The 26,800-nt window shown below is 39.8% G+C and carries 19 protein-coding genes, 2 tRNA genes and 1 pseudogene; 3 read left to right on the forward strand and 19 right to left on the reverse strand.

Annotated elements, in window-relative coordinates; all coding sequences use genetic code 11:
* Positions 1-95: 95 nt before the first annotated feature.
* A pseudogene (locus BUC01_RS11690) lies at positions 96-248 on the forward strand (transposase); the annotation flags it as partial.
* Positions 249-418: 170 nt separating this feature from the next.
* Here BUC01_RS11690 and BUC01_RS11695 read toward each other — a convergent pair.
* The 5 genes from BUC01_RS11695 to BUC01_RS11715 form a co-directional block, all read right to left on the reverse strand.
* Positions 419-492, reverse strand: a tRNA-Arg gene (locus tag BUC01_RS11695).
* Between the two features lie 17 nt (positions 493-509).
* A tRNA-Arg gene (locus BUC01_RS11700) sits at positions 510-583 on the reverse strand.
* A gap of 75 nt (positions 584-658) precedes the next feature.
* Positions 659-2,950, reverse strand: coding sequence for a patatin-like phospholipase family protein (locus tag BUC01_RS11705; protein ID WP_025833990.1), 2,292 nt, complete (start codon positions 2,948-2,950; stop codon positions 659-661).
* A 185-nt stretch (positions 2,951-3,135) separates the two neighbouring features.
* A complete protein-coding gene (htpG, locus tag BUC01_RS11710) occupies positions 3,136-5,181 on the reverse strand; it encodes a molecular chaperone HtpG (protein WP_073313773.1) in 2,046 nt (681 codons plus the stop codon).
* Positions 5,182-5,322: 141 nt separating this feature from the next.
* A complete protein-coding gene (locus BUC01_RS11715) occupies positions 5,323-7,851 on the reverse strand; it encodes an ATP-dependent Clp protease ATP-binding subunit (protein ID WP_073313775.1) in 2,529 nt (842 codons plus the stop codon).
* A gap of 300 nt (positions 7,852-8,151) precedes the next feature.
* On the opposite strand from BUC01_RS11715, the gene gyrA reads away from it, so the two are divergent.
* On the forward strand, positions 8,152-10,731 hold the full coding sequence (gyrA, locus tag BUC01_RS11720; RefSeq protein ID WP_073313777.1) for a DNA gyrase subunit A: 2,580 nt from the start codon (positions 8,152-8,154) through the stop codon (positions 10,729-10,731).
* Positions 10,715-12,019 carry a tetratricopeptide repeat protein gene (locus BUC01_RS11725; protein ID WP_034524611.1) on the forward strand — a complete coding sequence of 435 codons (1,305 nt, stop codon included), beginning with the start codon at positions 10,715-10,717 and terminating at the stop codon, positions 12,017-12,019. The genes gyrA and BUC01_RS11725 overlap by 17 nt, the downstream gene beginning before the upstream one ends.
* A 183-nt stretch (positions 12,020-12,202) precedes the next feature.
* Here BUC01_RS11725 and BUC01_RS11730 read toward each other — a convergent pair whose 3' ends face one another.
* The 14 genes from BUC01_RS11730 to ftsY form a co-directional block, all read right to left on the reverse strand.
* Entirely contained in the window at positions 12,203-13,333 is a 1,131-nt protein-coding gene (locus BUC01_RS11730) for a universal stress protein (RefSeq protein ID WP_025833992.1), read from the reverse strand.
* A gap of 82 nt (positions 13,334-13,415) precedes the next feature.
* Complete coding sequence (locus BUC01_RS11735) at positions 13,416-13,691, reverse strand: hypothetical protein (protein WP_034524612.1); 276 nt, start codon at positions 13,689-13,691, stop codon at positions 13,416-13,418.
* Between the two features lie 197 nt (positions 13,692-13,888).
* Positions 13,889-14,725: a tetratricopeptide repeat protein gene (locus tag BUC01_RS11740; protein ID WP_025833996.1), complete on the reverse strand. Its 837-nt coding sequence runs from the start codon at positions 14,723-14,725 to the stop codon at positions 13,889-13,891.
* A 12-nt stretch (positions 14,726-14,737) separates the two neighbouring features.
* Entirely contained in the window at positions 14,738-16,585 is a 1,848-nt protein-coding gene (locus BUC01_RS11745) for a BatD family protein (RefSeq protein WP_025833998.1), read from the reverse strand.
* A 22-nt stretch (positions 16,586-16,607) separates the two neighbouring features.
* On the reverse strand, positions 16,608-17,315 hold the full coding sequence (locus BUC01_RS11750; RefSeq protein ID WP_025834000.1) for a tetratricopeptide repeat protein: 708 nt from the start codon (positions 17,313-17,315) through the stop codon (positions 16,608-16,610).
* Positions 17,302-18,348: a VWA domain-containing protein gene (locus BUC01_RS11755; protein ID WP_025834001.1), complete on the reverse strand. Its 1,047-nt coding sequence runs from the start codon at positions 18,346-18,348 to the stop codon at positions 17,302-17,304. The genes BUC01_RS11750 and BUC01_RS11755 overlap by 14 nt, the downstream gene beginning before the upstream one ends.
* A 42-nt stretch (positions 18,349-18,390) precedes the next feature.
* Positions 18,391-19,374 carry a vWA domain-containing protein gene (locus tag BUC01_RS11760; RefSeq protein ID WP_025834002.1) on the reverse strand — a complete coding sequence of 328 codons (984 nt, stop codon included), beginning with the start codon at positions 19,372-19,374 and terminating at the stop codon, positions 18,391-18,393.
* Between the two features lie 57 nt (positions 19,375-19,431).
* The gene (locus tag BUC01_RS11765) at positions 19,432-20,511 is read right to left on the reverse strand and encodes a hypothetical protein (RefSeq protein WP_073313779.1); all 1,080 of its coding nucleotides are present in this window, start codon (positions 20,509-20,511) and stop codon (positions 19,432-19,434) included.
* An 8-nt stretch (positions 20,512-20,519) separates the two neighbouring features.
* Positions 20,520-21,389 (reverse strand): DUF58 domain-containing protein, encoded by an 870-nt coding sequence (locus tag BUC01_RS11770; protein WP_025834003.1) that lies wholly within the window; start codon positions 21,387-21,389, stop codon positions 20,520-20,522.
* 125 nt (positions 21,390-21,514) lie between these two features.
* A complete protein-coding gene (locus BUC01_RS11775; RefSeq protein WP_073313781.1) occupies positions 21,515-22,510 on the reverse strand; it encodes an AAA family ATPase in 996 nt (331 codons plus the stop codon).
* 263 nt (positions 22,511-22,773) lie between these two features.
* Positions 22,774-24,141, reverse strand: coding sequence for an HU family DNA-binding protein (locus BUC01_RS11780; protein WP_025834005.1), 1,368 nt, complete (start codon positions 24,139-24,141; stop codon positions 22,774-22,776).
* A gap of 35 nt (positions 24,142-24,176) precedes the next feature.
* A complete protein-coding gene (locus tag BUC01_RS11785) occupies positions 24,177-24,449 on the reverse strand; it encodes an HU family DNA-binding protein (RefSeq protein ID WP_025834006.1) in 273 nt (90 codons plus the stop codon).
* Between the two features lie 77 nt (positions 24,450-24,526).
* Positions 24,527-25,825, reverse strand: a complete 1,299-nt coding sequence (gene rimO, locus BUC01_RS11790) for a 30S ribosomal protein S12 methylthiotransferase RimO (RefSeq protein ID WP_025834007.1) — start codon at positions 25,823-25,825, stop codon at positions 24,527-24,529.
* On the reverse strand, positions 25,822-26,781 hold the full coding sequence (gene ftsY / locus BUC01_RS11795; protein WP_025834008.1) for a signal recognition particle-docking protein FtsY: 960 nt from the start codon (positions 26,779-26,781) through the stop codon (positions 25,822-25,824). The genes rimO and ftsY overlap by 4 nt, the downstream gene beginning before the upstream one ends.
* Between the last annotated feature and the right edge of the window lie 19 nt (positions 26,782-26,800).

Raw genomic sequence — 26,800 nt, forward strand, 5'->3', positions numbered from 1 at the left:
TTTAGGGGAGTCGGAGATATACCATTCTTTATTTTTAGATTATGCAAACTGACAGCGTAAATTTAACATACCCACAGGGTTTTCGGACTGACCCCTATTATGAAACAATACTAAACTATTTTGTTAACAGGGAAACAAATGCATTTGCTGAATCATTCAATGCAAAAATTAAAGCGTTCAGAGCACAGTTTAGGGGAGTCGGAGATATACCATTCTTTATTTTTAGATTATGCAAACTAACAGTGTAGATTTAACATAACCACAGGGTTTTCGGACTGACCCGGTTTTCGGACTGACCCCAGATTAGCGATGCAGTTCGGCTGCATTGGGTTACACTTGTAGGAGCGTCGCCCAACGCAGCTGCAAGTGTGAAATCACAAAAAAGCCTCTGCAAACTATAACTTGCAGAGGCTTTTTGTGATCGCGACAGGATTCAAACCTGTAACCGGCTGATCCGTAGTCAGCTACTCTATTCAGTTGAGCTACGCGACCTTGTTTATCAAAAAGTGTGACCGCGACAGGATTCAAACCTGTAACCGGCTGATCCGTAGTCAGCTACTCTATTCAGTTGAGCTACGCGGCCTTTTTGTTTAACGGGTGCAAAGATACGGACTTTTTTTGAAACTGCAAGTTTTACACAAACTTTTTTTGAAGAAATTTATTCGATGAAACGGTAATTAAACAGTTGCCAACCGATACTCAAGCCCACATTCCACTCCCTTTTCGGTGAGCTATAATGATTTACATAAGCAGAGATCGCCCCGAAAGGCAATTGGCAAATAACAGAAACTTCTCCCATATATTCTATCTTCGAAAAAGCTTTTCCATAAAATGCCTTGTTTTGCGTATTCTTTTCAATCGGGAAAATAGGTATAAAACCGTAAAACTCTCCTCTTATATGAAACATATCATTGAAAACAAACATCGGCTTAATACCGGCAGCCAAAAACTGATTAGCACGAAAAGCTTCATTATACATCAATTTACTGTGCGGAGTTGGTGAAAATTCTGCTGCCTGCATCATGGTTGCCGTAAAATTCTCCGAGAAGTTCTTTGATGAATACAATGCCTCTGCCATCCACCCAAGCACAAATTTGGGTGCCATACTATGGTAAGCCTCTTTCATGTATGAAATTTGCAACCATGATTGTCGCTCCTGGGTAGTAGCCAATTCCGTAGGATTTCCCGGTGTATATCTTTCTTTTCCTGTAAATATCTGGGCTATCAGTTTTTCATTATATCCTTTTGTTGCATATTGACGCGCATTTAACGTACTGCCATAAAAACTGATAGAACCACCCATAAGCCTATAGACACTTCTGTCTGAATGATCCTCCTCAAAATTAATCACGCTGGACTGAAAATAATTATCTTGTAGTTTTCCGATACCAAAACCAAATTCCGCCCTTTTATTCGACAAAAATGGTAGAGCTATTATCATCTTCAGAAAACGTTCATCCTTTGAGTTAAAGGAGGGTTTATCATTTTTAGAGAACAGCTTATCTTTCTTATAATAATCGAAAGTGCTGATAGATGCAATAAGCCGGTATGATGTAGGGATATGCGTAGGTAAATCTATACGAGCCATTAATTGAGCATTATTATAAACTTTACCCAATTGTCCGTCAAACGTAAATTCTTTAGCATAATAATTAAGATTCTGATATCCTAATCCCAGATAAATCTGATTAGAACTCGTTGTAGACACACTGCCACCCAGCCGAACAGAAAAATTATCTTCCATCTTAACTTTCAGGTGTAGGTCGTACATGTCCGTTTCTTCATTGAATACCGCTTTCGGGATAATTTCGGAAATCATGTTATCGGCCAGCAAACGGAAATATCCACGTTTCATATCCTCGTAAGTGAATGGTTCATCTTCTTCATCATGAAATTCTTTTTGGATATAAGCCTGTTGCTGCGGATTAGCTCCCTGAATATAAATCTTCTGAAAATAGAGTTGCGGCAGATTGCTACGATAAACTAAACGTCGTAAACGCACATTGTCGGCATTCACTCTACGATGAATACGGCTTTTAATAGAATCCATCATACTAACCGTGCGATTGTAGCCAATATCATGAAGTTCCTGAAGCCGGTCGAAATCGAGCAAATTCACATCATCATACTTGAAAGTCATGAGAATACCGACAGAATCCGGAATAGAATAATCCGTTTTCTGCATCACCATGTTTTCAATTTGGCTCATGAGGTCATTCTCTTTGGGCTTGGAAGGGTTGGCTGCAACAACACTACCGATAATGATATCCGGATGAAAATCATCCCGCATCACATCAGTAGGGAAATTATTATAAATTCCACCATCATAGGCCAATACGCTGTCTATCTCAATAGGCTTGAAAACAAACGGAAAGCTCATTGAAGCACGAACCGCATCACCCAAATCACCTTTCCCCAACACAATCTGCCGCTTATTGTACACATCAGAAGCTATGCACCGGAAAGGCACAAAAAGCTTATCAAAATCACCATCACATGCGGCTGTAGCACGGGCAAACAGTTCCACAAAAACCAGATTCATCTGAATGGGATTAACCATACTGGTCGGCAACTGTGGCTTAACGTTCAAAGAATCTTTAAAATCAAAACGGATATTAAAAAACTCCGGGGTAGGAAGGTTCTTCTTGAAATAATAGGCATATTTCGGCTCTACCTTTCCCGAATACCAACGCTTAAAGTCTTCTGAACGTAGCAAAGCCTCCATGTCGTCAGGAGAATATCCCATAGCATAGAGTGAGCCAATTATGGCTCCCATGGATGTACCGGTAATATAGTCAATGGGGATGTTATTCTCTTCCAAAGCCCGAATGATACCAATATGCGTCATACCTTTCGCACCACCGCCACTCAAAACAAGCCCCACTTTCTGGGCTTGCAACACAGGCAGCAACAAGACACAAAACGATAAAAGCAAAAGAATCCTTTTCATACTTTAAACTCCCGAGCTGAAAAATAAATATTATTAAAGCTCAAATATATGCAATTGTTTCGAAATTGAACGTATCCAACGCCGAAAAACAAGTAATCCTACACAAATTATACGAAAAAAGGAGCATTACAACTCCCTAAAGTTGCAATGCTCCCAACATATAAATTGTGATTAAAGGGCGTATATTAGATAAGCTCAATACTTCTCTTCACAAAATTGTTCAAAGCTTCACCTTTTAACATGCCGTTTTGCAGCAATGCCAAGTCAATCAACTGACGAACAACTTTATTCTTAGCAGCATATCCGGCAAAAACGTCATCTTTCTTTGTTTTCAATTCTTCCCACTTCTTATCCAAATCATTTACTTCATCCTTCTCAGCTGTAGGAATTTCTTCTTCTTTTTTATCTTTTTGCTTGTCTTTCAACTCATTGCGACGTTTGTTCACATCATTCATTTCCTTCTGGATAGGAGTTATAACAGAATCGCATTCTTTTTCTTCGTCAGCAAGAACTTCTTTCACTAATTTATGGTCAGAGTTCAGCACCAAATTGAACATATCAGGCATCTCGCCATAGAAACTCATACCAGCTTGAATATTAGCCATTTCTTTCATACGACGCATATATTCACTTTGAGTTATCATCACCGGAGAAGAATTTTCCCCCAAAGCCTGTGCAGTAATGTTAAACTCAACCTTCTCCAATTTCGGCAACTGGCTCTTGAACACAGCAGAAAGAGCTTCTTGTTTACCGGCTTCTAAGGTTTCACTTTTTTTATCTTCTTTGACAATCAAATTGTCAATAACATCGCTATCCACACGAGTAAAACGGGATTTTTCAAATTTCTGTTCGAGCATACTCACTAAAGCAATATCAAGTTGCCCATCCATTAGCAATACGCTATATCCCTTATTCTTAGCTGCTTCAATATAGCTGAATTGCTCATCTTTATGATTTGCATATAAATAGATCAGATTTCCATCCTTATCCGTTTGGTTGTCTTTGATAAGTTTCTGATACTCCTCAAATGTATAGCATTTGCCATCCGTATCGGTGAAAAGGGAGAAATCTTTTGCTCTGTCATAGAAATCTTCTTGGGTGAGCATTCCATAATTGATGAAGATTTTCAAATCATTCCACTTTTCTTCAAACTGCTTTCTGTCATTTTTGAAGATAGATTGCAGACGATCAGACACTTTCTTTGTAATATACGTAGAAATTTTCTTCACGTTAGAGTCGCTCTGAAGATAAGAACGAGATACATTCAACGGAATATCCGGAGAATCGAGCACACCATGCAACAGAGTCAAAAAGTCAGGAACGATACCTTCTACAGAGTCTGTAACGTATACTTGATTGCTGTAAAGCTGTATTTTGTTCTTATTCAATTCGATATTGCTCTTCACTTTCGGGAAGTAAAGAATACCTGTCAGATGGAAAGGATAATCTACATTCAAGTGTATCCAGAATAAAGGCTCATCGGACATAGGATAGAGGTCACGATAGAATTTTTTATAATCTTCATCCTTCAAGTCGCTCGGTTTCAGCGTCCACAACGGATTGCTGTCGTTAATGATATTGTCCTCATCCGTCTCTACTTGCTTTCCGTCTTTCCAATCTTTCTTTTTACCGAAAGCAATAGGGATAGGCAAGAAACTGCAATACTTTTTCAGCAAAGAAGAGATACGTGCTTCTTCCAGAAATTCCTTGCTTTCATCATCAATGTAAAGCACGATATCCGTACCGCGATCAGCTTTATCTACATTTTCGATAGTAAATTCCGGACTACCATCACAGCTCCATTTCACAGCTTGAGCACCTTCTTTATGAGACTTCGTGATTATCTCCACTTTCTTGGCTACCATGAAAGCTGAATAGAACCCTAATCCAAAATGGCCGATAATGGCATTAGCGTCATTCTTATACTTCTCCAGGAAATCGTTGGCACCAGAGAAAGCTATCTGATTGATATACTTATCAATTTCTTCAGCCGTCAAACCGATACCACGGTCAGAAACTGTTATTGTATCTTTTCCTAATGATACATGCACAGTCAAATTTCCAACTTCACCTTTAAACTCACCGATGGAAGCCAGGGTTTTCAACTTTTGTGTAGCATCTACAGCATTAGAAACTAATTCACGAAGAAAAATTTCATGATCACTATACAAGAACTTCTTAATAACGGGGAAAATGTTTTCAGTGGTTACCCCAATATTTCCTTTTTGCATATTACTTATTTATATTTTAGGTTTATATTATTAATCACTTGCCAAGCATAATGCAAAAAAAATGCCAGCCCATACGGACTGACATTTTGACTGTTTATTCTAATTTATAGAATTAGGACATTTTCCACAAATACGGGTAGACTACTTAGCTACAGCTTTGATATCCAACTCTTCCTTCTCTTCGTTCAAAGAGACTGAAATCGCATCACCCGACTTCAATTCGGAAGAGACAATCAATTCCGAAAGTCCATCTTCCAGATAAGTCTGAATGGCACGCTTCAGAGGACGGGCACCAAACTGCACATCATACCCCTTAGAGGCCATGAATGTTTTAGCTTTAGCATCAATAACAAGCTCATAGCCAAGAGCTTCAACACGTTCAAACAAGCCTTTCAATTCAATATCGATAATCTTTTCAATAGCCTCCAATGAAAGCTGATCGAAAGTTATAATCTCATCAATACGGTTCAGGAACTCAGGAGCAAAAGACTTGTTCAAGGCTTTTTGTATTACTCCACGAGAATATTCCTTGTCATCTGTGCGATTTTGCGCAGCAAAACCAACCCCACGGCCAAAATCCTTTAACTGGCGTGTACCAATGTTTGAAGTCATAATAACAACCGTATTCTTAAAATCTACCGTTCTGCCATAACTGTCAGTCAAACGGCCTTCATCCATCAACTGCAACAAGATATTAAAAACATCAGGATGTGCCTTCTCGATCTCGTCTAATAGTACAATAGAATAAGGTTTACGACGTACTTTCTCTGTCAACTGGCCACCTTCTTCATATCCGACGTATCCCGGAGGTGCGCCGACCAAACGGGAAACAGTAAATTTCTCCATGTACTCACTCATGTCTACACGTATCAGCGCATCAGTCGAACCGAACATATACTTCGCCAACTGCTTGGCTAAGTGTGTTTTTCCCACGCCGGTAGGTCCCAGGAACAAAAATGTTCCTATAGGACGATTGGGATCTTTCAAGCCGACACGACTACGTAAGATAGCTTTTGTCACTTTCTCAATGGCCGGGTCCTGAGCTATTACTTTGGCCTGTAATTCTTCTTTCATACCTGCCAACTTAATACCTTCTGCCTGTGCCATACGCTGTACAGGCACACCCGACATCATTGACACAACATTCGCAATTTCTTCTTCGCTAACTGTCTGACGATCATCCTTCAAACGAGCTTCCCATTCTGCTTTCATCTCTTCCAAGCGCGCAGTAAACTCTTTCTCACGATCACGATAACTGGCAGCAAGTTCAAAATTTTGAGATTTCACCGCATCTGCCTTTTGCTGACGAGCTTCTTCTATGAGTTTCTCTTGTTCTTCAATCTCTTTCGGAACAGTAATATTTGTCAGATGAACACGAGAACCTGCTTCATCCAAAGCATCAATTGCTTTATCCGGGAAGTTACGGTCGGTAATGTAGCGATCTGTCAACTTGACACATGCTTCTAAAGCATCATCCGTATAAATCACATTGTGATGATCCTCATATTTCTCTTTAATATTTTTCAATATCTGAAAAGTTTCTTCAGCCGTAGTCGGTTCCACTATTACTTTTTGGAAACGACGTTCCAAGGCACCATCTTTCTCTATATTTTTCCGATATTCATCAAGAGTAGTAGCACCAATACATTGTATCTCACCACGCGCCAATGCAGGCTTCAGCATATTGGCAGCATCCATAGAACCGGCAGCAGCTCCAGCCCCCACAATCGTATGGATCTCATCAATGAACAGAATTACATTCGGATTCTTCTGCAACTCATTGATTATAGAGCGAATACGTTCTTCAAACTGTCCACGGTATTTTGTTCCCGCTACTACCGAAGCCATATCGAGCATTACCACACGTTTATCAAACAAAATACGTGATACTTTCTTCTGAACAATACGCAACGCCAACCCCTCTACAATTGCAGATTTACCGACACCAGGTTCACCAATCAATACTGGATTATTCTTTTTACGTCGACTCAAAATCTGAGCCAATCTTTCTATTTCCCGTTCACGACCTACCACGGGATCCAATCTGCCTTCTTCCGCAGCCCGGGTCATGTCCATACCAAAGTTATCCAATACCGGAGTATCGTTGGACGGTTTCTTGGATGTAGTTTGCGTAGATGATTGTGAACCAGAACTCTGGGAGGAACGCGAAGACATATTCATCTCTTCCTCCTCATCATCGTCATCCTCCGTGAATCCCATACCTGCATTAGGACTAGCCTTCATAGAAAGCTGTTCAAACACCGACTTATAATCCACATTATTCTCTTCCAATACCGTAGCGGCCAAATTATTACCATCTTTCAAGATAGCCAGTAAGACATGTTCTGTATCAGCAGTGGCGCTCTTCAACAGACGAGCCTCTAATATACACATTTTTAATATCTTAGCTGCCATAGGAGACAATGGGATGTCTGCATCAGGCAACAAGTTATCATCTTCAATCTCTTTCAGAAAACCTTCCAGACGCTTTTTAACCCTGTTCAGGTCTATATTCAGTTTCTGTAATATTTCTATAGCTTTTCCTCCACCATCTCGCAACATGCCAAGCAGAAGATGTTCCGGACCAATATATCTATTTTTCAACCGGTTGGCTTCTTCCTTGCTATAGGTGATAATATCAGAAACTCTTTGTGAAAACTGATTATTCATACTTAATATTCTCCTTCCTTATCTTAAGGTGTTACTATAATACAAAGATACGCATTAATAATTTCTAGTACGCAAATATATTTTCTATTTATTATTTGTTATACAAATCCCGTGCCACAGTTTAATAATCCGTTTACCAGTATCTTTTAATACCTTATTTATATATTATAAGAACAAAGTAGACGGGAGAATGGTTCTGAAACAAAGTTTATGCGCGAAAACTTTTGTATGTCGTAAAAAAGCAGTACTTTAGCGTGGTTTTTTATGAACCAAAGTATGTATAATTAATAATCTTTTTAAATGCTTGAACAAGACAGAATTATAAAGATTAACATCGAGGAGGAAATGAAGTCATCGTACATTGACTACTCCATGTCGGTCATAGTTTCACGTGCCCTTCCGGATGTTAGAGATGGTTTTAAGCCTGTCCACCGTAGAATTCTCTTCGGAATGATGGGACTGGGAAATACGTCTGATAAACCTTATAAAAAATCAGCCAGAGTTGTAGGTGAAGTATTAGGTAAATATCACCCGCATGGTGACTCTTCCGTTTACGGTGCACTGGTCCGCATGGCACAGCCTTGGGCAATGCGCTACTTAATAGTAGACGGCCAGGGTAACTATGGTTCAGTGGATGGTGATAGTGCAGCAGCTATGCGTTACACAGAGTGTCGCCTGCAAAAGATTGGTGAAGACATGATGCAAGACCTTGACAAAGAAACCGTTGATATGCAAAACAACTTCGACGATTCTTTGCAGGAGCCTACCGTAATGCCAACCCGTATTCCGAATCTTTTGGTAAACGGTGCATCTGGTATCGCAGTAGGTATGGCAACCAATATGCCGACTCACAACTTAGCCGAAGTTATTGATGCTTGCGTTGCATATATCGAAAACAACGATATCGAAATAGAGGAGCTGATGAATTATGTGAAAGCTCCCGACTTTCCAACAGGCGGATATATATATGGTATGAGTGGTGTACGCGAAGCCTATCTTACCGGTCGTGGTCGTGTTATCATGCGCGCTAAAGCAGAAATTGAAACCAGTTCCACGCATGACAAAATTGTCATCACAGAAATACCCTATGGTGTCAATAAGGCTGAACTGATCAAGAATATCGCTGATTTGGCTAACGACAAGAAGATTGAAGGCATTTCTAACGCCAATGACGAATCTGACCGTGAGGGTATGCGTATCGTTATTGATATTAAGCGTGATGCCAATGCCAGTGTCGTTCTGAATAAGCTCTACAAAATGACTCTATTGCAGACATCTTTCAGTGTAAATAACGTAGCATTGGTACATGGACGTCCCCGTCTGTTGAACCTGAAAGATATGATTAAGTACTTCGTAGAACACCGTCACGAAGTAGTTATTCGTCGTACTCAATACGATTTACGTAAAGCTAAAGAACGTGCTCACATTCTGGAAGGATTGATTATCGCATCAGATAATATTGATGAGGTAATCCGTATCATTCGCGCAGCTAAAACTCCTAATGATGCTATTGCAGGTCTGATTGAACGTTTTCAATTAACCGAAATCCAGTCTCGCGCCATTGTAGAAATGCGTTTACGCCAATTAACCGGACTGATGCAAGATCAGCTTCATGCTGAATATGAAGAAGTAATGAAGCAAATCGCTTACTACGAAGAAATACTCTCAAACGATGAACTTTGCCGTAAAGTTATTACAGATGAGTTAGTCGAAGTAAAAGCCAAATATGGAGATAAACGTCGTTCAGAGATCGTTTATTCATCTGAAGAATTCAACCCGGAAGATTTTTATGCAGATGATGAGATGATTATCACTATTTCACATATGGGATATATCAAACGTACACCATTGAGCGAATTCCGTGCCCAAAATCGCGGTGGGGTAGGCTCTAAAGGTACAGATACCCGTGATGCAGACTTCATTGAACACATATATCCAGCAACTATGCACAATACCATGATGTTCTTTACTCAGAAAGGTAAGTGCTACTGGCTCAAAGTATATGAAATTCCTGAAGGTAGCAAGAATTCAAAAGGACGTGCTATCCAGAATTTGCTGAATATAGATTCGGACGATGCTGTAAATGCATATCTGCGTGTGAAAAACCTTTCTGATCAGGAATTCATTAATAGCCATTATGTTTTCTTCTGTACTAAAAATGGTGTTATTAAGAAAACATTGCTTGAGCAATATTCACGTCCCCGTCAAAATGGTGTAAACGCTATCACTATTCGCGAAGATGACCGCGTTATTGAAGTGCGTATGACCAACGGCGATAATGAAATTATTATTGCTAACCGCAATGGACGCGCTATCCGTTTCCATGAAAGTGCTGTGCGTGTTATGGGGCGTACTGCAACAGGTGTACGTGGTATGACACTTGATGAAGATGGACAGGATGAAGTAGTAGGAATGATTTGCATTAAAGATCCTGAAGCGGAAACTATTATGGTGGTTTCTGAACAAGGCTATGGTAAGCGTTCTGATATTGAAGACTATCGTAAGACTAACCGTGGTGGTAAGGGTGTAAAAACAATGAACATTACTGATAAAACAGGTAAATTGGTAACAATCAAGTCCGTAACAGATGATAATGACTTGATGATTATCAACAAATCCGGTATTACTATCCGTCTGAAAGTAGCTGATGTTCGTATCATGGGACGTGCCACACAAGGTGTTCGCTTGATTAATCTTGAAAAGAGAAACGATGAGATCGGTTCAGTATGTAAGGTTACTTCTGAGAGCATGGAAGACGAAATACCTGTTGATACAGATGAAGCCTCTCCCGTATCCCCAGTATCTACAAACGAAACAACAGAAGGGGAGGAAGAGAACTATACTTCTGAGAATGAAATAAACAATGAAGATGAAGAATAGACATAATATTAATTTTAATTTTACATTTATCATGAAAAGAGTATTATTTTCAGTGATTTTATTGCTCGCTGCAGGCTTCACTTTCGCTCAAGAAAAGACTGTGAAAGAAGCTAAAAGCATTGCGAATGAAGTGAATCCGGACTTTAACAAGGCCGAACAGCTCATCAATCAAGCCTTGACTAATCCTGAAACAAAGGATAATGCCGATACTTGGGATGTAGCAGGTTTTATTCAAAAGAGAAGTAATGAAAAGCAAATGGAAAATGCCTATTTAAGAAAACCTTACGATACACTTAAGGTATATAATAGTGCGTTGAATATGTGCAAATATTACCTCAAGTGCGATGAACTTGCACAAATTCCGAATGAAAAGGGAAAAATTAAGAACAAATACAGAAAAGCAAACTCTGCCGCTATTATTGCAGAACGTCCTAACTTAATCAATGGCGGTATTCAATACTACAATCTGGAGAAAAACAAAGAAGCTTTAGATTTCTTTGGAACTTATATTGAAACAGCTCAGAGTCCAATGTTTGAGAAGGAAAACTTCTTGCAAACAGATACTGTTTTACCTCAGATTGCATATTATGCAAGCTTAGCTGCTGCTAAAATGGAAGATTATCCGAGCGTCTTAAAATATGCTCCGTATGCTCAAAATGACAAAGAAGTGGGGCAATACGCTATGGAATTCATCTCTACAGCTTTAAAAGCACAAGGTGATACAGTTAAATGGATTGCTTCTTTGAAAGAAGGTTTGCAGAAATATCCGCAACATTCATTCTTCTTTGGTCATTTGATTGATTACTATAGCAACAACAACAAATATGACGAAGCTATGCAATTTGCTGATGGCATGTTGGAAAAGGATCCTAATAATACATTTTATTTGTATGTAAAGGGATATCTTTATCACAATATGTATACTAACCTAAAAAATGAAAAGAAAGATCAAGAAGCTGCAGATGCCCTTAATAAAGCTATCGAATATTATACTAAAACAACAGAAATAGATCCAAACTATGCAGAAGCATATTCTAATTTAGGATTAATCTACTGTTTGCAAGCACAAGACTTTTCCGAGAAAGCAAGTGCAGATGTAAATGATCCAAAATATAAGGAAGATCAAGCTACTTTGAAAGCTTTTTATGAAAAAGCAAAACCTTGTTATGAAAAAGCAAGAGCATTGAAACCCGACCAAAAAGATTTATGGATGAACGGTTTGTACCGAGTATACTATAATTTGGATATGGGACCTGAATTTGAAGAAATTGAAAAGATGGTAAACTAATCCATTGGTATAAAAATGTAATAACAAGAAAGAGGATGTGCTCTGTGTTTGAACACATCCTCTTTTCTATATTGAGTCAGCCAATTAAATATAGGGGAGGTTAATAATTATATTCCAAAAATGTCAGCTCTATATATTAAACATAATACAGATTATTGACTCGAAATCCATGCGTTATTTTCTTTAACTTGGGCGTCCATAAATAACTAACAATGGTGTATCAGAGTGAAAAATCATCTTTCGGGCAATTCCAGGATTGAATAAGCGGGAAAAGATATTTCGTTTGTATGTTGTTAATGTAATAATGTCAATATGATTGTTTTTTATATAGTCATCTAAGCTATTCAGAAAATCATCATTCATCACAACATCATAATGTATTTCTAAATCCGGATATTGCTTTTGAAAGTATTCTTTAATACCACCTAATTTAATTTCATTCCACGTGTCTTTAACATCCGACAAATGAATTAAAGATACAGAAAAATGAAATAGTTTCAAAGCAGCAATTAATGTATCAAACGCAATTAAGTCTCGTTGATCAAAATTGGTAATAAATGCAATACGCTTAGCTTCAGATAATTGTTTAAATGGAGTATTCTCTGGTATGGCTAAAACCGGCACACGACTTCGCTCAATCACTTCAGCTGTTACACTACCAATTAAGTCTATATCTTTCTGATTTTTACCACGAGTACCCATAATGATGATACGCGGCCTATTTTCTTTCGAATAACGAAGAATCTCCTCTTCAGGAATACCCTCACGTAATACACAACTATATTTCACATTTGGAAATTCTCCAGAAGCTACCTTCTCCTTTATATTATCCGATAAGGTATTTAAGTCTGCGTGAACCTTTTGTAGTATATTTTTCACATTTTCTTCATCTGCAATCTGATAATTGAAAACATCTCCATAAGGCAATGAAGTAGTATAAATCGGTGTAAAATAAATATGTAACAATACCACCTCTGCACCCATATTTTGGGCAAAATTAAAGCCAAATTCACATGCTTTCATTGAATAATTAGAGAAGTCAACAGGGATTAAGACCTTATTACTTTCTTTCTCTACTTTAGCTGGCTTCCCTCCTACTACCTCTTCTGATAGCCAGACAGAACTTTCCGTAATCTTTAAAGCACGTGGTAAATCGCTTTCTTTTATACGTAAGCGCACACCTGAAGATACCACAGGCTGTATTTGATTTACATTGTGAATATAGGTTTCGATACCTTCATTCTCAAGTACGTTTTTCAATATCTGAGCTTTAGCATAAGTCAGAATGGCTAAGGTTACTAACTTGTCTTCCATAATCAACTGTTTTTACTTTATAAACAAACAAGAAATCCCAATTGTTTGTTTATCAATTGGGATTCATCTATACTTTCTTTTCTTAAGCTCGAACAGGCTCAGCTGCACCGGTATTCATTTCATCTAATATTTTGAGAGCTCTATCAAGAACAGTAGTATCGTCCAGCATAACTAAACCACCATCCGGTCCAGGTTCTAAGTGTATGCCAACACTCTTGCCTTCTTTGAAATTATGACCGCCAAAAAAGTTTCTAACTGTATCAACGTTCAATCCGAGCTCATCGGCTATTCTATGCATACTACCAGTAGGTAATGAGTCTTTAATTTTGCGAAGTTCATTAAATGTTATTGTTCTCATATTTATAAATTTAATGGTTAATAACTGTGAGTTTCATTTATCACGCTATAAACTTAAGGAAAAAAAAAGATAAATCAAACATTTTCGATATCTTTTTTACAAAATAAAAGAAACCCGCCAAAAGAATATTCATACTTTTCCTTTTGGCAGGTTCCTTTCCTATTATTAACTATCTTACTATGAAAGAATTATATATATCAGATAACTTCTACGGATGATGCTGGTACCCAGCCTACCTTACCATCTTCCAAGCGGATTTCTTTCCACTCACGCATAGAGTTATCTTTAATTTCCACCTTTCTCCCCTCATGCAATATGAATAGACTTGTACCCGTTTCACTTGGAGTACTACGTACCGTTACACTTGGAGTTAACACAATGGCATTATTACGGTTCAATAACTCACCTTTCTGCTGAAAAGCAAAGACATTTGCAAAAATGACTAATATCAAAAATACAATTCCTGCAATGAATCCAGTTTTTTTCCATACAATCTGCCTGGAAAAGAAAAAGAAATAAAGAGATGCCAGCAATAAAAAGAAACTAACTATACCTACTTTTGCCCATGCATCCACACTCAAACAATTAATTAACGATTTTGTCCAAGATACAAAAAATATCTCAGCTACTGGAACTACTTTATCAATAGTTTTTGCACGAGCTATTTCCAAATTAGCACGAATATCAGCATTTCCAGGCTGTATTAGTAAAGCACGCTCATAATTTAAGATAGCCTTTGCTACATCACCAGCCTTGTAATAACTGTTCCCTAAATTATAATATACCTCAGCTGCTTCCCCATCTTTCAACAAAGCTTCGTATATCTGAATAGCAGAAGCATAGTCATTTTTCATATATGCGCTATCTCCTTCTGCTTTTGTCACCCCATTCTCTAACTTCGTGGCTGAAAATTCTGAATGAGAGCCTATTATGACCGAATCATTCGCATTCTGCAATGTATCAGATGAAGCCTGTCCGAAAGAGGTCGTCGCCATAAGCAGGCCAAGGGTAAAAAACAATATTTTTCTCATCATATAACCTCCTAATTAATGTTTAATCGAGTTCTCCATTTTACTAATTACCGCCAATGAAGCTGAGTAAACCTTATCCATAGCCTGATTATCATCACCAGGAGCAAAACGGGCAAATTCACAATCATTCAGTGCTGCAAGAAACTCTTTAATTAATGCATCCTCTACTCCATATTTACGAAGCTCCTCTTCAATATTATCTTTAGAAAGTCGTGAAACAGGAATATTCAATTTATCACTAATATACCCCCAAAGGGCTTTTAATACTTCATCGTAGAAAATATCTTTCTTATTTTCAGATAACAGTTTACCGGCTAATTTCATACGCTTGACAGCAACCTTATTAGCCTTTTTAGTACGCATTCTAGCCACATTTGCATTAGCAGCTATCTGTTTACGGTAAATAATAAAGAAGATGATAAACGCAATACCTGGCACTAAATAGAGCAACCAATACACCATGGAATCAAAGAAAAAAGCTCCCTTTTGAGAAAGAGTCACATCATTTTGCTTGATGAAGCGAATATCCTCGTTCAATATCCTCAAATCCTCCTTATTAGTGAAGTTTGCAATAGTCTGCGCAGCGTTCCCCTCACCCTTCTCTACATGAAGCTCATATTCCTCTGTAGTTAATGTCTTATAGGATCGGGATTTGATATCGAAATAGCTAAATTTAACAGCCGGTATCTTAAACGTTCCCGCATTGCGTGGAATAGCAAGATACTCAATTACTTTACTACCCGAAAGACCAGCATTAGTCAGACGGAACTTATTGTCCACTTTGGGATCATACATCTCAAAGTCATCCGGAAATTTAACTTCGGGATCGCCAATCAACTTTAAGTTACCTGTGCCGGAAATCACAAGCTTAATGGTAACAGCATCATTGGTCTTCACATTAGTGCTATTGATAGAAGAGGAAATACTAAACTCTCCCACTCCACCGGAGAAATCAGCAGGTTTACCGTCCGGCAAAGACTTAACATCAATTGTTAATTTAGGAGTAGTCAATATCTTTTTAACTTCAATATAATTGCTACCTCCATTAAAGAAAGCTTCAAATGGGTCTGATACTTGAGTAGCTTTGGCTACAGAAGCATCAAAACGTGCCGGTTCAATGGTCAAATTACCAGACTGTTGAGGAAACAATACAAACTGGCGATACACAGTAGTCTGATAATTTCTGCCCTTATAATGTTCCAAACTCCATCTTCTATCATTCGGAAGTTCCACCTCTTGAGAATGAAATCCCTTGAAATCAGGAAGTTTTACATTGTCAAAACGTTGTAAATCAACTAGAGTATAGATTTTATATGTCAGCAGGAAAGCTTCCTGCTCATATACATTTGTCTTACTTGCAGTAGCTGTAATAAATAAATCCTGATTAGAAATAGAAGTACCCGAAGAAGCACGGCTGGTATTACTTTGCTGACCACTACTACTACTTCCACCTGAAGATGCCGCTGCTGCCTGATCCGCAGGAAGCACTTTAACATGCACTGAATTAGAAACCATCTGATTACCATCAGCCGTAATCGTAGCACCCGGAATGGTAAAACTACCTTCCGCTGTAGCCATCAAAATATAAGTAAATGTGATGCTACTGGTTGAGGTTGATACACCATTAATGATTTGCATACTACTTTGCTGTGAACGACTGGGTCCCATCAGTACATCAAAACCTTTGATAGAGGGAGCACGGAAATCTCTCACCTTCTGTGTAGTCACTGTATATGACAGCCGAAACTGGTCACCTACCGCTACTGCATCAGGAGCTGACGCGGTAAATGACACTTTTTCGTCAGCAAAAGCCTGTAAACTGACTGCTACCAGTGCTATCCATAAGAAAATTAATTTTCTCATATATTATCGTTTCTTTTATTATTTACCAATCCTTTTCCAAGCGACCGCCCTGGATAACTTGCTGTTTCTTCACCTTATCCTGTACCTCCTTCTCATCCTGCATAACCGATTTCAGAAGCTGTTCAGCATTCTCCTTCGACATTTGGTTATCTTGTGGCTGAGATGGCTGTTGCTGCTGATCCTGATTTTGCTGATCTTGTTTATTCTGGTCCTGCTTATCCTGATTTTGTTCTTTCTCCTGATCTTGCTTGTTCTGATCCTGGTTCTGATCTTGATTCTGCTGATTTTCTTCCTGTTCTTTCAGCATCTTCTGAGCCAGAGCTAAATTATAGCGTGTTTCATTATCTTTCGGATTATTACGCAACGACTCCTTGTATGCTTCCACAGCCTTCGCATAATCTTTACCGGAATGAAATATTACACCCATATTATGATAGATTTGAGCAAGCTTGCTTTTATCCTTCTCCATTTTAGTAGCAGCAACATATTGTTCCATAGCCTCCTGCAACTTATTCTGTTGCATAAGTGTATTACCCAGATTATACATTGATACTGTTGATTTGGGGTTGACATCAATGGCCTTACGATAATTCACTTCAGCATTCACATACGTGCTATCTTTATACGCACGGTTTCCTTTACGAATATAATCACGTTCCGCTTTCTGCGCAGAAACTGAAACAGCCGTCAACAGCAGCAAGATAATTCCGATAGTTTTATTTCTCATCATCATACCTTTCTTCCTTTTTAAACAAATGGATATTACGGAATAACGGGTTTTTGCGTTCCAGAATCAGCATTTCGACCAATAACAGCAATAGAATAATCCATGCAATGGCCTGAAACTGTTCGTTGAATTCGGTATAAACCTGCGTTTCCACATCCGCTTTCGCCATTTTATTAATTTCCTGAGTAATTGCCTTTTGTGCAGCATTCGAGTTATCCACACGCACATAAATACCATCTCCTGCCTGAGCTATTTCTTGGCACATCTGCTCATTCAGACGAGTAACAACTACATTCCCGTCACGATCACGACGGAAATCATTCGTTCCCTCTACCGGAATAGGTGCACCGTCAGGCATACCTACGCCCAAAACATTGACTTGAATGCCTTTCTCTGCAGCAGCTTTAGCGGCTTCCGCCGCACCGCCTTCATGGTTCTCACCATCAGTAATAACAATGACGGCACGCCCTACCCCTTCCTGAGGCGTAAAACTACGAGTTGCCAGATTGATAGCCGCCCCGATTGCAGTACCCTGCTTTGATATCAATGACGGATTGATGGATTCCAAAAACATTTTAGCAGAGATATAATCGCTCGTGATAGGCAACTGAGTAAAAGCGTCACCAGCAAACACAATCATACCTACCTTATCATTTTCCATCTTGTCTACCAATTGTGCCACCAATCTTTTAGCCTTTTCCAGACGGCTGGGCTGCACATCTTGCGCCAACATAGAGTTAGATATGTCCAATGCAATCATCACTTCCACTCCCTGGCGCTTCACAGTTTCCAGTTTGGAGCCAAACTGCGGACGTGCCAGCAATACTGCAAACAGTCCGATTGCAGCAAACACTAACCAAAACTTCACATCCGGACGATATTTAGATACATCCGGCATCAGTTGTGCCATCAGCACCGGGTCACCAAACTTGCGGATTGCTTTCCGTCTCCGATAATTAGAGTACAGATAGAAAGCCGCCAAGAGAGGCAACAGGAGCAACAGGTATAAATATGTAGGTTCTTCAAATCGAAACATCTTTCTATTACATTTTAGTAATTTACAATTAATGCACTGTCTTTAAGGTATCTTCTTCAAGATAGAGTTGCGGAGTAACACTTCGAGCAATACACACAAGAATGCAGCCAAAGCGAACCAGCGGTATTCTTCTTGCCGCTTGCTGTACTCTTTCACATTCAACTTGGTCTTCTCCAACTTGTCAATTTCCTCATACACTTCCTTCAATTTAGAATTGCTGGTTGCGCGGAAATAGTTTCCTTCCGTAGTGGCAGCAATCTGCGTCAGTGTCTTTTCATCAATTTCTACCGGCAAGTTAACGTACTGTACCGTATTACCCACCGGATAAGGATAAGGTGCCATACCGTTCGTACCTACACCAATAGTATAAACACGGATGCCAAAGCTTTTAGCTATCTCTGCTGCTGTCAGCGGAGAGATATCCCCTTTGTTGTTTGTACCATCCGTCAGAAGAATGATTACTTTAGATTTCGCTTTGCTGTCTTTCAAGCGAGTTACGGCATTAGCAACGCCCATGCCGACCGCTGTTCCGTCCTCTATAATACCACATTTGATACCCTGAAACAAGTTCAACAACACCGCATGGTCCACCGTCAGCGGACACTGTGTGAAACTTTCCGCAGCAAACAACGTAATACCGATATTATCATTGGGACGACCATTGATAAATTCCGCCGCTACATCTTTCGCTGCTTCCAGACGGTTTGGTTTCAAGTCCTCCGCCAGCATACTGGTAGATACGTCGATAGCCAGCATGATATCGATACCTTCAATTTCACTGTTTTGCCAGCTATTCGTGGTCTGAGGACGCGCCAGCACCACGATAATCAATGCTAAAGCAACAATGCGCAGCATAAAAGGCACATGCAACAAATAGTTCTTATAACTCTTTGGCGTATGCGCATACACACGGGCATCCGAAATCTGAAGTGTAGCTTCATTATTCTTCCGCTTCATGATATACCATACTATATAAGGTATAAGCAACAGCAGCAAAAACAAATATTCAATATTGGCAAAAACCATTGTATTTACTATTTAACAATTTACAATTTACGATTGAAGTTACCTCTGATTCTGCAATTAAGCAAAATAACTGTATAACTGCATTCCAATATAAGTGAGCGCACCGATCAAAGCAGCCGCCAATATGGCAATACCTATACCTAACAGTATCTTAGTACGCAATGAACGTTTCTCAATGATAGTGATTTCAGTTGGCTGCGGTTTCACATTTTCAGCTTCCACCTCTTTGGTTTCATTGATAAAATCAATAGCATTAATCAGATTCGCATCATTCTCATTCATCAGCGGAGCATGTTTAGCGAATTTCACCAAGTCAGCTGTCTGGAAGAGAATACGTAGATCTGCAATGGCCTCTTTATCCTCCATTTCAAGCAATCTCTCTATGATTTCCGAAGAAGTCATTTCCAAAGCATTGAAACCAAAACGTCCCTTGATATAAGTACGCAAAGCGTCCGTTAACTCCGTATAGTATTCTTTGGATTGACCTTTTTGCCATACTTTCTCGCTCTTGATGCGTTCTATCTCTTTCATAGCCTGCTGATGCGGTGGCAATTTCGGCTCTACTTTCACTTTACGTATAATCGGCTTATTATCACAGATACGCATAATCAGATAGACAAGCAACAATGCAAACGGAATAAGCAGTATACCACAAGTGATAATTCCATACCAATCTTCCCATACAAACGGAGCTTGCATCACTGTTTTAGGTCCAAAAAACTGCTCCGGATTTTCAGGGTCCAACGGCACATTCATCGAGTAGACTTTCAGCGCCAATGCTTTCGAACGGTATGCCTTATTATCCACCATCACTTCCATCGGTGGCAAATAGTACAATGCCGAATCAAATGACGTAACAGTATATTCCTGCGTAATCAGCATTCGCTTATTATCATTTATATACTGCGTGTCCGCTTTCGCAACGTCGATAATTTCCACACCACGCACCAGCGTATCCGTATAAACAGGTAAAATAGCCCGTTTATCCGCATCCAACGCCACTTGGAGTTTAATCTTTGCCTGGTCACCAATATATATTTGCAGAGAATCGATGGTAGCATCCACTGTCACCGACTGTGCCACAGCTTTGCCAGTCAATATGCCCAATAGGGTTATCAGAAATAGATATCTTTTCATTTTTCCGATTAATTTCGTTTCGCAAACAAATTCATCAATGCCTTGACGTAGTCCTGATCGGTACGTACCGACACATTATCGACATTACTCTTAGTGAATACTTCATGCAATTCCACCTGTTTGTTCACCCACCAATCATGATGGGCGCGACGAACGGCACGTGATGAAGTGTCAATCCACTGTTCATGTCCGGTCTCAGCATCTTTAATTTTCATCAGGCCGATAGCCGGCAATTCCTCTACCCTGCGGTCATACACCTGGATAGCCACCACATCATGTTTCCGGTTGGCAATAGTCATTGCATTCTTGAAGCTTCCCTGATCGATAAAATCGGATAAAAGAAATGCCGTACAGCGACGTTTCATCACGTTCGTCAGGTATTCCAACCCGAGACGGATGTCTGTCCGCCGACTCTCAGCCTTGAAATCAATCAATTCACGGATAATATACAAGATATGCTTTCGCCCTTTTTTGGGTGGGATAAACTTTTCTATCCGGTCGGAGAAAAAGATAACGCCGATTTTATCATTGTTCTGTATAGCCGAAAATGCCAATGTAGCTGCAATCTCCGTCACCATATCCTTTTTCATCTGCTTCACCGTACCGAATTCCAAACTACCGGAAACATCCACCAGCAGCATAACGGTCAGTTCACGCTCTTCTTCGAACACCTTGATATAAGGCTTGTTGAAGCGTGCGGTCACGTTCCAGTCAATGTCGCGTATATCGTCGCCAAACTGATATTCGCGTACTTCGGAGAATGCCATACCTCTACCCTTGAAAGCCGAATGATACTGGCCTGCAAAGATATTGTTGGACAATCCGCGCGTCTTGATTTCAATTTGACGGACTTTTTTTAACAGTTCACTTGTTTCCATTTATATAGTAGAATAATTCCGTTAATAAATACCTGCGACGTTCTTTAAAAACGTCGGCAAGATTCTTTAAAAACGTTGGCAACGTTTATTAATAGCTTCCAAAAGCTATTTCATTGATATTTACATCAAGGTACTTCAACCTTATTCAATATCTTACTGATAATTTCATCAGAAGTCAGATTACTGGCCTCCGCCTCATACGTCAGACCGATACGATGGCGCAATACGTCATGAGCCACAGCGCGTACATCCTCGGGAATAACGTAACCACGACGTTTGATGAAAGCATAAGTGCGGGCTGCCAATGCCAGATTGATAGAAGCACGGGGTGAACCACCGAAACCAATCATGTCTTTCAACTCTTTCAAGTCATATTTTTCCGGATAACGGGTAGCAAACACGATATCCACAATATAGCGCTCAATCTTTTCGTCCAGATATACCTGACGAACAACCTTACGGGCTTCAATGATTTCTTCAGCTTTCAGGATAGGTTTCACATTGAACTTCTCACCATTGATATTCTGGCGGATAATCAGCTTTTCTTCTTCCATCTTCGGATAGTCAATGACTACTTTTAGCATGAAACGGTCTACCTGTGCTTCAGGCAACGGATAAGTACCTTCCTGTTCGATAGGATTTTGTGTAGCAAGTACGAGGAAAGGTTCAGGCAACTGGAATGTTTGCTTACCAATAGTAACCTGACGTTCCTGCATGGCTTCCAGCAAAGCACTCTGCACTTTGGCCGGAGCACGGTTAATTTCATCTGCCAAAACGAAGTTAGCGAAAACAGGTCCCTTCTTTACCTGGAAAGTTTCATCTTTCTGACTGTAAACCATTGTACCGATAACATCGGCAGGCAACAAATCGGGTGTAAACTGTATACGGCTATATTGCGCATCAATCAACGAAGCCAGCGTTTTGATGGCCAATGTCTTTGCCAAACCCGGCACACCTTCCAACAGTACGTGTCCGTCGGATAGCAAACCGATCAACAATGACTCTACCAGATGTTTCTGTCCTACGATAATCTGGTCCATGCCAGTAGTAAGGTTGGTAACGAAAGAACTTTGTCTTTCAATCCGCTCATTCAGTTCGCGGATATCAATTGTTTCAGCCATAAATACTCTTATTTTTATTGTTTAAATTTCGTTGGTTATCCAGTATCCTACTGGTAATTATTTTTTTCGCTCCCAAAAGTACAGGAATAAATTAACCATACCAACTAATTTTTATTAAAAAACGATTAGATTAAACTACTTTCATAGAGTTTAGTAGTTAGCAATAGTTTCTAAAAAGATTTTCAATTTCACAGGTGAGGATAAATAATAATTCACCCCTGCAAGTGATGTGTCATCGACTTGCAGGGGTGAGATATTTTCATTTATTTCTTCACAAGCTCAGGTATCTTGACTACAGTTCCGTAAGGTACATGATCTGGATTCTTGATAACATCAGGGTTATACTTCACGATATATGGCCAAAGAGCCTTTGTTCCGTAGAAACGAAGCGCGACTCTCGTCAAGGTCTCCCCTTCTTTTATCGTATAGGTAGCCTTCGTTCCCACTATCTTATAATTCACAGAGTCCGGCTCAAACGGAGCTGCCGCAGTTTTTTTATTTTCTTTCTTGGAAGTTGTGGAGGTTTCTTTTTCAGCAACCGGCTTAGGTGCAACAACAGCAGGCTTTGACTCAATTACCGGCTCGGGTACTATTGTTTTTTGTGTAACAACTTCTGCCACAGTATCCACTTTTGCAACCAATGCAGTATCTTTCTGCAAAATACTATCCTTCAAAGCAACGGGAGCAGCCGGTTTTTCCGTCTTTTCATCAGCTACTTTATCAGTAGGTGGTGGCATAGATCTATCAAATAAATCCGGATAATACATAAAAGTCACAGCACCTACACACAGCACAACCACAAGCACCACAATGCCAATGAAGAATTTCATGGTAGAACTATCCGGCACACTCACAGGGGGCGTTGGTGTATTAGGAGCAGGTATCTCATATGTAGGCACCCTGTCTTCTTCTTTTGGTTCTACCGGAACCTCTACAACAGATTCATCAGGCTGAACAGTAGTTTCTACAGAAGAAAGTTCAGTTTCTACAAGAGATAGTTCCACAGTGGAGATTACAGGTTCCGCATCAGCAACAAACTCTTCTTGAACTAATGTATGTTCTTCTATGGTAGATTCTTCTGGTTCTTCCACCACTTGAGTTGTTTCTTCAACAGCTTCTATAGATTCCTCTTCTATCTCAACAGGCGCTTCCTCAACATTTTTTTCTCCTTCAACTACAATCTCTTCTACTTCTACCACAGTAGAGATTTCTTCCGCTTCGTCAGCAATTTGCTGCACCGAAAATTCTTCTTCTTTTTCTTCCTCTTCCTCAGAATTACTTTCTACCGGTGTATCTTCCAACAGCGTTTCATCATTCAACACCACCGTCTCGAAGTGTGAGAAGGGCTTGTTTATTAAATCCTTCAGAGATGGCTCCGGAGCAAACGAAACTTTAGTATGCCCTTGTATCTCAAACCGTTCTCCTGTATTTATATTTACGCTTTCACGACTTTCTACATCTATCAGCTTAAATGTACCCAAGCCTTTAATCTTCACATACTTATCTGCCTCCAGCGATTCTTCAACCAACTGGAAAAACTCTTTCACGAAATTCTCGGCATCTTTTTTATCCATGCCATGCTTTTCGGCAAGCAGTTCTATCAGATTCTGTATATTCAGCTTTTCATTCATAATTATGGAAGATTACTTTGAGTGAGACAGGTAGATTACTTAAACTTATCCTTCAGAACACTACTGGGTTTATAATTCAACACTAACTTGGGAGGAACCAACATACGCAATTTCGTTGTTGGATTAATAGTAATACGCTCCGCTTTCTTCTTTACCTCAAAAGTTCCGAAACCTTGTACTGAAATAGTATTCCCCTCTTGCAACTGTTGCGTCATGCCCGACAACAAAGATGCAATCAGCTCGGATGTATCCTTTATGGTATATCCCAATCTCCGCGACAATTCTGAAGTAAACTCTTTATTATTCAAAATCCAGATATTTTTATGAAGTTCGGCGCTATATTAGCAAAACTTCCGCACATACACAAATTCTTCGGGAAAAATCTTTAAATTATCCGCCCAAAAAGGTCGAAATCATCGGAATTTATTATCTCTACCTGGTAAAAGTTACCTATAAGTAAGGTTCGTCCATCCCGTTCTATCAAGACTTCCGGATCCACCTCAGGAGAGTCAAATTCTGTACGACCGATGTAATAATCACCTTCCAAACGATCTATTATCACTTTCATACGCTGCCCCACTTTTGCCGCGCTCAATTCTGATGAAATACTCTGTTGAATAGACATCAATTCATCCAGACGCGCCTGCTTTACCTCTTGAGGTATTTCATCTTCGTAGTGAGCAGCCGCATAAGTACCTTCCTCTTCCGAATAAGCAAAAGCTCCCATTCTATCGAAACGCACCCTACGAACAAATTCCTTCAAATCTTCAAAATCAGCTTCCGTTTCTCCAGGATGCCCCACCATCAAAGTTGTACGCAGATGAATCCCCGGTACTTCTTTACGAAATTGTTCCAGCAGACGATAAGTTTCCTCCTTAGTCACATGACGGCGCATTTTCTCCAGCATCGGATCACTGATGTGCTGAAGAGCAATATCCATATATTTACATACGTTAGGGCGTTCACGCATCACTCGGAATAAATCCGTCGGGAAATGCGCCGGATAAGCATAATGCAATCGTATCCACTCCACACCGGGAACTTCAGAAATACGCTCTATCAGTTCGGGAAGCATTTGTTTCTTATACAAGTCCACACCATAATAAGTCAGCTCCTGAGCAATAACCTGAAACTCCTTCACGCCTTTAGCAACCAGATAACGCACCTCATCCAATATTTCTTCCATTGGGCGCGATACATGCTTCCCTGTGATAATAGGAATGGCACAATACGAGCATTTCCGGTCGCAACCTTCTGATATTTTCAAATATGCATAATGTTTTGGAGTGGTAAGCGTACGCTCAATATGAAGTTCTCTATGATAGGCCTTACCAAGATCCTGCAACAACTCTGCCCAGTTGAATTTACCATAGAATTTGTCCACCTGCGGTATCTCAACTGCCAGTTCTTTCAAATAACGTTCGGAAAGACAGCCCATCACATATAGCTTCTCCAGCTCTCCTTCTTCCTTTGCCTGTGCAAATTCCAGAATCATATTAATTGACTCTTCCTTTGCATCACCGATGAAACCGCAAGTATTGATAACTGCAATCTCCCCTTTCGGCTTTTCCGTATCATGAGTCACATGATATCCGGCTTCTTCAAGCTGGCGCATCAAATGCTCCGAATCCACTAAATTCTTAGAACATCCTAAGGTAATGATATCAATGGTTTTCCGTTTCATGCATTCTCCCCAAACAATGAATCAACAAATTCTTTTTTGCGGAACACCTGTAAATCTTCCATCCCTTCACCAAGCCCGATATACTTCACGGGAATTTTGAACTGGTCTGAAATTCCGATAACGACACCCCCTTTGGCTGTGCCGTCCAATTTTGTAATAGCCATTGCAGTCACTTCCGTTGCCAAAGTAAATTGTTTAGCCTGCTCAAATGCATTTTGTCCGGTAGAACCGTCCAAAACCAGCAACACTTCATCCGGAGCATCAGGAACCACTTTCTTCATCACATTCTTAATCTTAGTCAACTCATTCATCAAGCCCACTTTATTATGAAGGCGCCCGGCAGTATCAATAATCACCACATCCGCATTATTGGCAACGGCAGAGTTCAAAGTATCATAAGCCACGGAAGCTGGATCAGCCCCCATCTTTTGTTTGATAACAGGCACGCCTACACGTCCACCCCAAATATCCAACTGTTCAACAGCTGCCGCACGGAAAGTATCCGCCGCGCCTAGATAAACACTCTTACCCGCTTTCTTAAATTGATATGCAAGTTTTCCGATAGTAGTTGTTTTGCCTACACCGTTCACTCCCACCACCATAATAACGTAAGGTTTCTTTCCAATCGGAGCTTCAAAATCAGCAACATCATCCGAATTATTCTCTGTCAATAAAGCAGCGATTTCATCGCGCAAGATGGTATTCAGCTCTTGCGCATTCATATATTTTTCGGCGGCGGCACGCTTCTCTATACGTTCAATTATATTTAACGTAGTTTCCACACCCACATCCGAAGTAATCAACACTTCTTCCAGATTATCAAGCACTTCATCGTCCACCTTCGACTTTCCTGCCACAGCTCGAGCAATCTTTCCGAACACACTTTCCTTCGTCTTAGACAATCCTTTATCTAATGTTTCTTTCTTTTCCTTCGAGAAAAAACTAAAAAATCCCATATCCTATTTATTTATACAA

Origin of the sequence: Bacteroides stercorirosoris (assembly GCF_900142015.1) — a bacterium.
Taxonomy (GTDB): domain Bacteria; phylum Bacteroidota; class Bacteroidia; order Bacteroidales; family Bacteroidaceae; genus Bacteroides; species Bacteroides stercorirosoris.